This is a genomic window from Curtobacterium sp. L1-20 (genome assembly GCF_048755855.1).
Classification (GTDB): Bacteria; Actinomycetota; Actinomycetes; order Actinomycetales; family Microbacteriaceae; genus Curtobacterium.
The window spans coordinates 2,304,147-2,315,388 of sequence record NZ_CP151473.1; the positions used below are offsets into that span (position 1 = coordinate 2,304,147).

General features: G+C 71.8%; 11 protein-coding genes. 9 read left to right on the forward strand and 2 right to left on the reverse strand.

What is annotated here, in order from left to right; genetic code table 11:
* Window positions 1–2 precede the first annotated feature (2 nt).
* The 8 genes from AAEP86_RS12430 to csrA all read left to right on the forward strand — a co-directional run bounded on the left by AAEP86_RS12430 (window position 3) and on the right by csrA (window position 6,833).
* The gene (locus AAEP86_RS12430) at window positions 3–533 is read left to right on the forward strand and encodes a FliO/MopB family protein (RefSeq protein ID WP_420367648.1); all 531 of its coding nucleotides are present in this window, start codon (window positions 3–5) and stop codon (window positions 531–533) included.
* A 68-nt stretch (window positions 534–601) separates the two neighbouring features.
* Complete coding sequence (gene fliP, locus AAEP86_RS12435) at window positions 602–1,348, forward strand: flagellar type III secretion system pore protein FliP (protein WP_420370479.1); 747 nt, start codon at window positions 602–604, stop codon at window positions 1,346–1,348.
* A 24-nt stretch (window positions 1,349–1,372) separates the two neighbouring features.
* Window positions 1,373–1,648, forward strand: a complete 276-nt coding sequence (gene fliQ, locus AAEP86_RS12440; protein WP_420367649.1) for a flagellar biosynthesis protein FliQ — start codon at window positions 1,373–1,375, stop codon at window positions 1,646–1,648.
* Window positions 1,648–2,406, forward strand: coding sequence for a flagellar biosynthetic protein FliR (locus AAEP86_RS12445; protein ID WP_420367650.1), 759 nt, complete (start codon window positions 1,648–1,650; stop codon window positions 2,404–2,406). Before fliQ ends, AAEP86_RS12445 begins: the two co-directional genes overlap by 1 nt.
* A 4-nt stretch (window positions 2,407–2,410) precedes the next feature.
* Window positions 2,411–3,622 carry an EscU/YscU/HrcU family type III secretion system export apparatus switch protein gene (locus tag AAEP86_RS12450; RefSeq protein ID WP_420367651.1) on the forward strand — a complete coding sequence of 404 codons (1,212 nt, stop codon included), beginning with the start codon at window positions 2,411–2,413 and terminating at the stop codon, window positions 3,620–3,622.
* On the forward strand, window positions 3,619–5,673 hold the full coding sequence (locus tag AAEP86_RS12455; protein ID WP_420367652.1) for a flagellar biosynthesis protein FlhA: 2,055 nt from the start codon (window positions 3,619–3,621) through the stop codon (window positions 5,671–5,673). Before AAEP86_RS12450 ends, AAEP86_RS12455 begins: the two co-directional genes overlap by 4 nt.
* Window positions 5,648–6,568, forward strand: a complete 921-nt coding sequence (locus AAEP86_RS12460) for a hypothetical protein (protein WP_420367653.1) — start codon at window positions 5,648–5,650, stop codon at window positions 6,566–6,568. The genes AAEP86_RS12455 and AAEP86_RS12460 overlap by 26 nt, the downstream gene beginning before the upstream one ends.
* Before the next feature lie 4 nt (window positions 6,569–6,572).
* Entirely contained in the window at window positions 6,573–6,833 is a 261-nt protein-coding gene (gene csrA, locus AAEP86_RS12465) for a carbon storage regulator CsrA (RefSeq protein ID WP_420367654.1), read from the forward strand.
* Window positions 6,834–6,979: 146 nt separating this feature from the next.
* Here the strand turns inward: csrA and AAEP86_RS12470 are convergent, their stop codons facing one another.
* Entirely contained in the window at window positions 6,980–9,070 is a 2,091-nt protein-coding gene (locus AAEP86_RS12470; protein ID WP_420367655.1) for an acyl-CoA dehydrogenase, read from the reverse strand.
* Window positions 9,071–9,286: 216 nt separating this feature from the next.
* Between AAEP86_RS12470 and AAEP86_RS12475 the strand changes: the two genes are divergently transcribed.
* Complete coding sequence (locus AAEP86_RS12475; protein WP_420367656.1) at window positions 9,287–10,753, forward strand: peptide MFS transporter; 1,467 nt, start codon at window positions 9,287–9,289, stop codon at window positions 10,751–10,753.
* Window positions 10,754–10,908: 155 nt separating this feature from the next.
* Here AAEP86_RS12475 and AAEP86_RS12480 read toward each other — a convergent pair whose 3' ends face one another.
* Window positions 10,909–11,202 (reverse strand): hypothetical protein, encoded by a 294-nt coding sequence (locus AAEP86_RS12480; RefSeq protein WP_420367657.1) that lies wholly within the window; start codon window positions 11,200–11,202, stop codon window positions 10,909–10,911.
* Between the last annotated feature and the right edge of the window lie 40 nt (window positions 11,203–11,242).

Below are 11,242 nucleotides of genomic sequence, written 5' to 3' on the forward strand. Positions count from 1 at the left end.
CCGTGGACACGCTCGTCATCGCCCTCCGCGTCGCGCTCTCGCTCGGCGTCGTGCTCGCCCTCATGTGGGTGCTGCACCGACGCATGGCGAAGGGCCAGTTCGGCGCGGGGAAGACCCGGGGCCGCCGGTCGGCCTCGGTCGAGGTCGTCGCTCGTCAGGGCATCGGCGGCAAGGCGAGCGTCGTCGTGGTCGACGTCGAGGGGGAGCGTCTCGTGCTGGGCGTCTCGGAACACGGCGTCGCACTCCTCACCAGCGGGCAGGCACCCGCCCCCGAGCTGACCATCGTGACCGGGCCCGTCCAGCTGCCGGCGCGACCCGCGTCGGCCGAGCAGTTCCGTCAGGAACTCGCGCAGCAGACGGCAGCCGAGCCGCGCCTCCCGGACGCCGCGGCGGAGCCGCTGCCCATGCGCCCGCGGAACCGACGGACGCACCGCACCGTCGTGCCCACCTCGGCGCAGCTGCAGGGATCGATCCTGGCCGCCGACACCTGGCGGCAGGCCGCCGCGGCGCTCCGGAACCGGCGGGCCGGGTGACCGCGGCACGCCTCGGACGCGTCCTCGCCCTCGTCCTGCTCGGGGTGACCATCGTCGCCGGGTTCCTCATGCTCACCGCGACCGGCGCCCACGCGGCCGGGGTCGTCGAACCGACCGCACCCACCACACCGACCGCCCCGGCGAACGGCGACTTCAGCGTCAGCGTGAACGGCCCGGACGGCACCCCGTCCTCCGCCGTCGTCACGCTGATCGGCATCACGCTCCTCAGCGTGGCGCCGGCGCTCCTGCTCATGATGACGTCGTTCACGAAGATCTTCGTCGTCCTCGCGATGACCCGGAACGCGCTCGGGCTGCAGTCGATCCCGCCGAACCAGGTGATCGCCGGCCTCGCGCTCTTCCTGTCGCTGTTCGTGATGGCGCCCGTGCTCGGGCACATCAACGACGACGCGCTGCAGCCGTACCTCGCGGGCCACATCGACTTCGCGAAGGCCGTCGAGGTCGGCACGAAGCCGCTGCGGACGTTCATGCTGCACCAGACCCGTCAGGAGGACGTCGCGCTCATCACCCGGGCCGCCGGGCAGGACAACCCGCGGTCGATGGCGGACGTGCCGATGACCACGGTGATCCCGGCCTTCGTGATCTCCGAGCTGCGAAGCGCGTTCATCATCGGGTTCGTCATCTTCATCCCGTTCCTCGTCATCGACCTCGTCGTCTCCGCGGCGCTCATGTCGATGGGCATGATGATGCTCCCGCCGGTGATGATCTCGCTGCCGTTCAAGATCCTGCTGTTCGTCCTCGTCGACGGGTGGGGCCTCATCATCAAGTCGCTCATCGAGAGCTACCACGTTGTCTAGCGCCGTCTCGTCAGGGGGTCCCCGGTGAACCAGCAGGCCGTCATCGACCTCGTGCTGCAGGCACTCCTCGTGTCCGCGAAGCTCGCGGCCCCCGTCCTCGTGACCTCGCTCGTGGTCGGCTTCGCGATCTCGCTCTTCCAGTCCGTCACGCAGATCCAGGAGGTGACGCTGTCCTTCGTCCCGAAGGCCGTGGCCGTCGCGATCGCCCTGGTCGTCTGCGGCAACTGGATGATCTCGGAGATGATCGGGTTCACGCACGCGGCGTTCGACATGATCCCGAAGCTCCTCGGGGCCGGCTGATGGACCTCGTGATCGACGGGGACCGCCTCGAGGCGACGATGCTCGCCGGCGTGCGGCTCGTCGCGTTCTTCGTCATCGCGCCGCCGTTCTCCTACCGTGCCTTCCCGGGCACCGTGAAGGTCATCCTCGGCATCGGGCTCGCGATCGGCGTCGCCCCGAAGGTCGCCGTGGGCTACCACCAGCTCGACACCGGGCCGTTCCTCCTCGCCCTGGTCACCCAGCTCGTCGTCGGCCTCGCCCTCGGGTTCCTGGTGTTCCTGGTGTTCGCGGCGGTGCAGTCCGCGGGCGCGCTCATCGACCTGTTCGGCGGCTTCACCCTGGCACAGGCGTACGACCCGCAGTCGCAGGTCAACGGCGCGCAGTTCACCCGCCTGTTCCAGATGGCCGCGCTCGCGCTGCTCTTCGCGTCGGGCGGCTACCAGCTCATCGTCGGGGGACTCGTGCGGTCGTTCGACGCCGTCCCCCTGACCGGAACGTTCGAGCTGAGCGGCATGGCCGCGCTCCTCGTCACCGCCCTGTCCCAGATGTTCCTCGCGACGCTGCAGATCGCGGGGCCGCTCGTCGTGGTGCTCTTCCTCGCCGACGTCGGGCTGGGCCTCCTGACCCGCGTCGCCCCGGCCCTGAACGCCTTCCAGATGGGGTTCCCGATCAAGATCGGCCTGACCGTCGTCTTCGCCGGCGCGCTGTTCATGGCGCTGCCGTCCGTCGTGTCGTCGCTCACCGGCGACGCGGTGAACGCGATCACGGGACGGGGGTGACGACGTGTCGGACAGCGGGGAACGCTCGGAACGGGCCACCCAGAAGCGGATGCGGGAGGTCCACCAGAAGGGCCAGATCGGTCGGTCGCAGGACCTCGGCGCGTGGATCGGCATCGCCGCCGCCGCGGTGATGATGCCGGCCGCGATCGGGAACGCCGCCGCAGCCGGGTCGGAGCAGCTGCGCGCGGTGCAGCGGGTCATCGCCGACCCCACGATCGGCACGATGAACGGGGTGTTCCACGACGCACTCGGCTCGATCGGGGCCACCCTCGGCCCGATGCTCGGCGTCGTGCTCGTCGCCGTCGTCGCCGCCGCGGTCGCGCAGGGCGGCGTGCACGTCCGCAAGCTCACCCCGCAGCCGGACCACTTCGACCCGGTGGCAGGCCTCAAGCGCGTCTTCGGCACGCAGGCCCTGTGGAACGGCGCCAAGGCGCTCCTGAAGACCGCGGTCGTCGGCCTCGTGCTCTGGTTCGCGGTGCAGGCGCTCGTCCCGGTGCTGATGACGAGCGGTTCGCTGCCGTTGTCGGCCGTGCTCGACGCGGCGGCCGAGGGGACCGGCACGCTGATGCGCGCCGCCATCGCGGCCGGTCTGGTCCTCGCGGCGCTCGACGTGTTCGTCGTCGTCCGTCGCAACCGCAAGCGCACCATGATGACCAAGCGCGAGGTCAAGGACGAGAACAAGCACAGCGAGGGCGACCCGCTCGTGAAGTCCCAGCGCCGGTCCCGCCAGCTCGCGATGAGCCGCAACCGCATGGTGCAGGCCATCGGCACCGCCGACGTCGTGATGACGAACCCGACCCACTACGCCGTCGCGCTCAAGTACGAACCAGGCAAGAGCGCGCCGCGCGTCGTGGCGAAGGGGGCCGGGCCGGTCGCCGACGTCATCCGCGCGAAGGCCGAGGAGGAACGCGTGCCGATCGTCCGCGACGTGCCCCTCACCCGCGCCCTGCACGCCGCGTGCGAGCTCGGGCAGGAGGTCCCCGTCGACCTCTACTCGCCCGTCGCCCGGGTGCTGTCCTTCGTGATGGCGCTGCAGGCCCGGGGTGCCGCCGCCGGGACCCACGCACCACCCCGGCCGACCACGCCGGACGAGGTCGCCGCGGTCATCGACCCGGCCACGCTCAGCGGGGACCTCCGACCGCGGAAGCTCCGCACGCCCCGACCGGCGCCCACACCGTCCACACCGTCCGCACCCACCCAGGGAGTCCCCGCATGAACCGCAAGGACCTGCCGAAGCTCGCCGTCCCGGTCTTCATCGTCGGCATCATCCTGCTGCTGATCCTGCCGGTGCCGTCGTTCCTGCTCGACTTCCTGATCATCTGCAACATCCTGCTGGCGCTGGTGATCCTCCTGACGACGCTGTTCGTCAAGAAGCCGCTCGACTTCTCGGTGTTCCCGTCGCTGCTGCTCGTCGCCACGCTCTTCCGGCTCGGCCTCAACGTGGCGTCGACCCGGCTCGTGCTCGGCGAGGGCTTCGCGGGCGACGTCATCCAGGCGTTCGGCCACGTCGCCGTCTCCGGGTCGATCATCATCGGCGCCGTCATCTTCCTCATCCTCATCGTCATCCAGTTCGTCGTCGTGACGAAGGGCGCCGAGCGGGTCGCCGAGGTCGGCGCCCGCTTCACCCTCGACGCGATGCCCGGCAAGCAGATGGCGATCGACGCCGACCTCAACGCCGGTCTCATCACCGACGAGCAGGCCAAGGAACGCCGTGCGGCGGTGTCCGCCGAGGCCGACTTCTACGGAGCGATGGACGGTGCGTCGAAGTTCGTGAAGGGGGACGCGATCGCGGGCATCCTCATCATCGTCATCAACCTCGTCGGTGGCATCGCGATCGGGATGGTGCAGAACGGCCTCTCCGTCACGGACGCGCTGTCGAAGTACGGCATCCTGACGATCGGCGACGGCCTCGTCACGCAGATCCCGGCGCTGCTGATGGCGGTGTCCACGGGCATGATCGTGACCCGGTCGGGCGCCGAGTCCGAGATGGGCTCGTCCGCGGCGAACCAGCTCGGGCAGTCGAAGAACGCGCTCCTGATCGCCGGGGTCGCCGCGATCGCGATGGGCTTCATCCCGGGCATGCCGATCCTGCCGTTCCTGCTCGTCGGCGCGACCCTCCTGTTCACCGGGTGGCGCATCGGCCAGAACGCGGCGCGCGCCGAACGGACCGCGGCGGAGCAGGAAGCACTCGCTGCCGCCGCACCGAGTGCCGACACCCCCGAGGACCTCATCGAGCAGATGCGCGTCCACGCGCTCGAGATCCTGCTCGCACCCGACCTCGTCGACATGGTGTCCGGCTCGTCCGACGACCTGCTCGGCCGGGTCCGTGCCCTCCGCCGGAAGATCGCCGTCGACATGGGCGTCGTCGTGCCGCCCGTCCGCACGCGCGACAGCATCGAGCTGCCGCCGTCGACCTACGCCATCCGGATCGCCGGGGTCGAGGCCGGCCGCGGCACGGCGCCGTCGCGGAGCGTCCTCGCGCTCGGCGACCACCTCGAGGGGCTCCCCGGCGAGTCGACCGTCGAACCGGTGTTCGGCCTCGCCGGCAAGTGGGTGCCCGCCGAGCTCCGGCACGCGGCCGAGATGACGGGCGCCACCGTCATCGACCGGGTCTCCGTCCTCGTCACCCACCTGCAGGCGATCATCGGCGACAACGCCGCACGTCTCCTCACGCGTGAGGACGTCAAGGTGCTCACCGAGGGCGTCAAGCAGGTGAACCCGGCCGCCGTCGAGGAGCTCGTGCCCGGCATGCTGTCCCTCGCCGAGCTCCAGCGGGTGCTGCAGGGGCTGCTCGCCGAACGGGTCCCGATCAACGACCTCGGACGCATCTGCGAGGCGCTCACGCTCCGCGCGAAGGTGTCCACCGACCCGGAAGGGCTCGTCGAGGCCGCCCGTGCGTCGCTCGGCCCGGCGCTGCCGGCGCGCCACCTCGACGCCGGCACCCTGCGGGTCATCATGATCGACCCGCTGCTCGAGCAGTCGATGCTCGAGGGCCTCCGACCGTCCGAGCAGGGCACCCAGATCGTGCTCGACGCGCACCGCATCGAGCAGGTCCTCGGCTCGCTGCGCGACGCCGTCCGGTCGGTGGAGGACCAGGGGATCTCCGCGGTGCTCGTCTGCGCACCGCAGCTCCGCCCCGCCGTGCACCGCATGGTGTCGGCGCAGTCGAACGGCCTGCCCGTGCTCTCCTACCAGGAGGCCACCGCCGCGGGGTCCACCATCGAGACCGTGGGAGTGGTCCGTGCCGCCGACCCGATTGCAGCGTAACGGCGCCACGCTCGACGAGGTCCGCGACGCCGTCCGGGCCGAGTTCGGCGCGGGCGCACGGATCGTGGCTGCCGAACGCGTCACCACCGGCGGCATCGGTGGCCTGTTCCGCAAGGCGCACGTCGAGGCGACCGTCGAGGTGCCCGCCCCCGACGAGGTACCGACCGCGCGCGTCGCCATCGCCGACGGCGCCGGCAAGCGGGTCGGCATCGCCGCGCTCCTCGCCGACGCCGAGGCCGCCGAGGCGCGCATCGCCGGTGGCGACGGCACCGCGACGACGCGGGCCGACGCGTTCGCGTCGGTGCTCGACGGGTTCGTCGCGGACGGGCTCACGGAGAGCGCGCCGCGCCCGACCGCACCCGCGGTCGGAGCGAGCGCGCGGACGGACGCCGTGACGCGCCTCCAGGACACGCTCCTGCCGGGAGGCGCGGAGCACCCGTTCGACGTGAGCGCCGGTGGACGCGCGGCGGCCCCGCAGGCCCCGGTGGGGCCCGTCCCGCCGGTGCGGTCCGCCGACGGCGACCTCGTCCTGCTCGTCGGACGCCCCAACGACGTCGACGCGGCCGCCGGCATCTTCGCCACCCGCCACGCCCTGCGGGCGACGGACGCCGCGGACCGGCGCTCCGGGATCCTCGCCCGGGCGGAGGGCGTCCGCGACGGCCGAGCGCTCCTCGCCGTCGCGGCGTGGGACGACGCCGCGACCGTCGAGGGTCTGGCCCCGGACCAGGTGTGGGTCGTCGTCGACGTCGGACGGAAGCCGAGCGACTCCGCGGCGATGCTGTCCGCCGTCGCCGCGCGGGTCGCCGTCGCCGGTGTCGTCGCCATCGGGGCGGGGGAGACCGCCACGCCGGAGTCGGTCCACCTGCTGGGCGTGCCCGTGGTGTCGCTAGGCTGAGGGAGTGCTGGTACTCACGCGGAAGGTCGGCGAGCGGATCCTCGTCGGTGACGACATCGTCATCACGGTGCTCGACAGCCGCGGGGACGGCGTCCGCATCGGCATCGACGCGCCCCGCGGCGTGAAGATCCAGCGCGAGGAGGTCGTGCGCGCGGTCACCGAGGCGAACGCCTCCGCGTCCGCGACGGCCGCCGACGACGACGCCGAGGCGCGGCTGCGCCGGGCGCTCGGTGAGCTCGGCTCCGGCGGGACCGACGGCGCCTGAGCCGTCCTGCGGCGCTGCGGCGTCGTGCGCCTGGGCCGTTCTGCGGCGCTGCGGCGTCGTGCCGCTGATGTGCCGAGGTCGCACCCGGCTGCGGACACCGCACCCCGGTGTGCCGGGGTGCGGTGCTCGCGACGGGGTGCGGTGCCCTAGGGGCGGGGCTTCTTCTCCTGCTCGGGGAGGCGGCCGGCCGCGGCCTCGGCAGCGAACCAGGCGCGGGCCTCGTCCTGGCGCGCCTGCTCCTCGCCGAGGGCGATCGGAGCGCGCACGTGCGCGGGCTCGTACCCGAACGAGTCGAGCAGCTGGGGGACCACCGGGCGGACGCGGGCCACGAGCCGGTCGACGTACGCCGACACCGCTCGGGCGCGCTGCGCGGTGATGCGGCCGTGCAGCAGGTACCAGTCGAGGTGCTGCTCGAGCAGGCCGAGCGCGAAGAGGTCGCGGAGCCACACCAGCACGCGGCGGGTGTCGCCCTCGGGCACCTCGTCGAGCGCCTCGGAGAAGGCGTCCCACTGCATGAGCTCGGCGTGGGCCTTCGCGGCCTCGATGAGCTCGTGCTGCGAACGGTTCAGCAGGAGGGCCGCGCGGGCCCGGTCCTTGCCGGCGCTCGCGAGGCGCATCCCGATCTCGGTCACCATGGTGTCCACCCGTCCGGCCAGCAGGTCACGCTGCGTCCGGGCGTCCTGCAGGTCGGCGACCGATGCGGCGAGGGACCCACGGTCGGCGACGGCCTGCCCGATCCGACGGATGCCGGTCGCGTCGGCGAGTTTCGTGGCCGCCTGCGCCGCGACGAACTTCGCCGTCGACGCCGGGTCCTTCGGCGCCTTCGCGCGGAAGTCGGTGAGCAGGCGCTTGCCGACGAGCTGCAGCAGCACCGTGTTGTCGCCCTCGAACGTCACGTAGACGTCGAGGTCCGCGCGGAGTCCGGTGAGCCGGTTCTCGGCGAGGAAGCCCGCGCCACCGCACGACTCGCGCGCCTCCTGCAGGGTGTCGAGCGCCGACCAGGTCGACATCGACTTGAACGCCGCCGCCTGGGTCTCGAGGTCCTCGCGGCGCTGCGGGGTGTCCTCGCGTCCGCTGAACACGTCGTCGAACGTGCGGAGGAGCTTCTCGTGCGCGAACGACTGCGCGAACACGGTCGCGAGCCGCGGGATCAGGCGACGCTGGTGGCGGCCGTAGTCGAGCAGGACGCCCTCGGTGCCGTCGCCGGTCGGGAACTGCCGACGCTGCGCGGCGTAGGTGAGGGCGATCTGCAGGCCGATCTTCTGCGCGACGACCGCGGCACCGTCCAGCGAGACGCGGCCCTGCACGAGCGTGCCGAGCATCGTGAAGAACCGGCGTCCGGGGGAGGCGATCGGCGACGAGTAGGTGCCGTCCTCGGCCACGTCGCCGTAGCGGTTCAGCAGGTTGGTGCGGGGGACCCGGACGTGGTCGAACCAGAGACGTCCGTTGTCGATGCCGTTCAGTCCGCCCTTGACGCCGTCGTCCTCGCCGCCGACACCGGGCAGGAACCCGCCGTTGGCGTCGCGGAGCGGCACGTAGAAGGCGTGCACGCCGTGGTCGACGCCCTCGGTCACCAGCTTGGCGAAGACGACGGCGGCCCGGCCGTGCAGGGCCGCGTTGCCGATGTAGTCCTTCCATGCACCGCGGAACGGCGTGTGCACGACGAACTCCTGCGTTGCGGGGTCGTACGTCGCGGTCGTCGCGATGCTCTGCACGTCGGAGCCGTGGCCGGTCTCGGTCATGGCGAAGCAGCCGGGGACGTCGAACGAGACGATGCCGGGCAGGAACTCGCGGTGGTTCCGGTCGGTGCCGAGGTGGTGCACGGCCGATCCGAACAGCCCCCACTGCACGCCGGCCTTGATCTGCATCGAGGGGTCGGCGACGACGAGCTCCTCGAAGGCGGCGAGGTTGCCGCCGTGGTTGCTCTGCCCCCCGAACTCCGCCGGGTACGGACGCTGGATCGCGCCGGCGTCGACGAGCACCCGGAGCTGCTCGAGGGCGCGGGCCCGGTGCTCGGCGATCGGCTGCCCCTCGATCTTGTGCAGGGCCGGGTCGAGCGCGAGCCGTCGCGAGATCCGGCGGTCCTCGGCCCACCGACCGAGCAGCAGCTCGGCGAGCAGGTCGACGTCGATCCGGACGTCGGTGTCCGTGCTGCCCGTCGGCGTCCCCGCTGCGGGGTCGCCGTGGGCGTCCGCGTTCGGTGCGGTGGTGCTGGGGACGGGTGCGGTGTCGACCATGGTCGGAGCCCTCTCTGAACTGCTCTGTCCGGGTGTTGCACTCACCACGCTACCGACGCGGCTGGGAGTCGCACGGACGCCGTCCGGCGGCCACAACGCGGTCGGCGCGACGGACCGGGCGGATCGTGGGAACCCTCCAAAGGGCGACCACCCCGAGCAGGTGAGCAGGTCCAGTCGATTGTGTGCGCCTCCGGAGCGGAGGGCAGACTGTGCGGCATGTCAGGTTCCACCCAACGATCCAACGCGCCCGGCCGCGAGCGCACCTTCTTCGGACAGCCGTTCGAGCTGTCCACCCCCTTCGCGGTCGAGCTGTGGGAGCGGTTCTCCTTCTACGGCATGCAGGGCATCGTCCTCATCTACATGTACTACACGGTCTCGCAGGGCGGCCTGGGGATCGACAAGGGCATCGCCGGGGGGATCATGGGCGCCTACGGCGGCGCCGTCTACCTGTTCACCATCATCGGTGCGTGGATCGCCGATCGTCTGGTCGGTGCCGACCGCACCCTGTTCGGCAGCGCCATCGTCGTCATGCTCGGACACATCGCGCTCGCCCTCATCCCCGGTGTCGCCGGCGTCGGCGTCGGCCTGGTGCTCATCGCGCTCGGGTCCGGCGGCCTCAAGGCGACCGCGACGACCATCGTCGGCGGGCTGTACGCCCGCGACGACCCACGACGCGACGCCGGGTTCTCGCTCTACTACCTCGGCGTGAACCTCGGGGCGTTCTTCGGACCCCTGCTGACCGGGCTGCTGCAGACCTCGCGCGGCTTCCACTTCGGCTTCGGCCTCGCCGCGGTCGGCATGGCCGCGGGGCTGGTGCAGTACGGGATCCGCCGGCGCAAGCTCCCCGATGCGGTGCGACACGTCGCGAACCCGGTCGACCGCCGCCGCCTGCCGCTCATCGGCGTCCTCGTCGTCGTCGCCCTCGTGGTGGTCGTGGTGGCCGTCCTCACCGGACTGCTCACCGTCAGGAACCTGCCGACCGTCGTGGTCGCGATCGTCGTCCTCGCCACGATCGGCTACTTCGTCGTCATCCTGACGAGCGGCATCTCGGCGCAGGAGCGCTCCCGCGTCCTCGCCTTCATCCCGCTCTTCATCGGCAGCGCCGTCTTCTGGTCGCTGTACCAGCAGCAGTTCACCGTGGTCACCGTCTACTCCGACGAGCGCCTCGACCGGTCGCTGTTCGGCTGGGAGATGCCCGTCTCGTGGGTCCAGTCGATCAACCCCGTGTTCATCATCGTGCTGTCCGGCGTGTTCGCGGCGATCTGGACGAAGCTCGGTCCGCGCCAGCCCTCGACGCCGACGAAGTTCGCGTTCGGCACGGGGATCATGGGCATGGCGTTCCTGCTCTTCCTGCCCTTCACCGGCACCGGCGAGAACGGCACGCCGCTCCTCGCGCTCGTCGCGATCCTGCTCGTCTTCACCGTCGCCGAGCTCCTGCTCTCGCCCGTCGGGCAGTCCGTCGCGACGAAGCTCGCACCGCCGAAGTTCCAGACGCAGATGGTGGCGCTCTTCTTCCTGTCGGTGTCGCTCGGCACCGCGGTGACCGGCGTGCTGTCGCGGTACTACGACCCGAAGGACGAGGCGCCGTACTTCACCGTGCTCGGCCTCGTGGCGGTGGCGGTCGGCATCGTCCTGCTCGTCCTGGTGAAGCCGGTGCTCCGGCTCATGCGCGGGATCCGGTAGCCTGGGGGACAGCCACACCGGCCCCGGAACCGAGGAGTCTCCCCATGCTCGAAGTCATCGCAGGCATCATCATCGGCGTCGGCGTGCTCGGCGGCGTCGGCACGTGCATGGCGGCCGCCGCCATGATGAAGAGCGGCTCCGAGGAGTACTAGGCCCTACTCGGCCTCCGCCGGCTCGACCGGCACCAACTGACGACTCAGGACGGTCGCGCGCTCGAAGGGGCCGCGGCCGTCCGTCGTGTACGCCAGCTCGTCGAAGGCGACGGTCCACGCCCGCTGCGTCCCGCCGAGCTGCACACCGCCGGCGGCGACGATCACCCCGATCGGCTCGTCCGCCCACTGCTCGCCGCCGCGGTCGGTGCCGACGACGCGCACGAGGGCGCCGATGCCGAGCCCGGCGGAGTCGGCGGAGTCGTCGGGGCGGGGGCTGGGGGAGCGTCGTCCGAACACGGGCCCACCGTACCGTGCGCCGATCGGGCCGCGCCGCGCC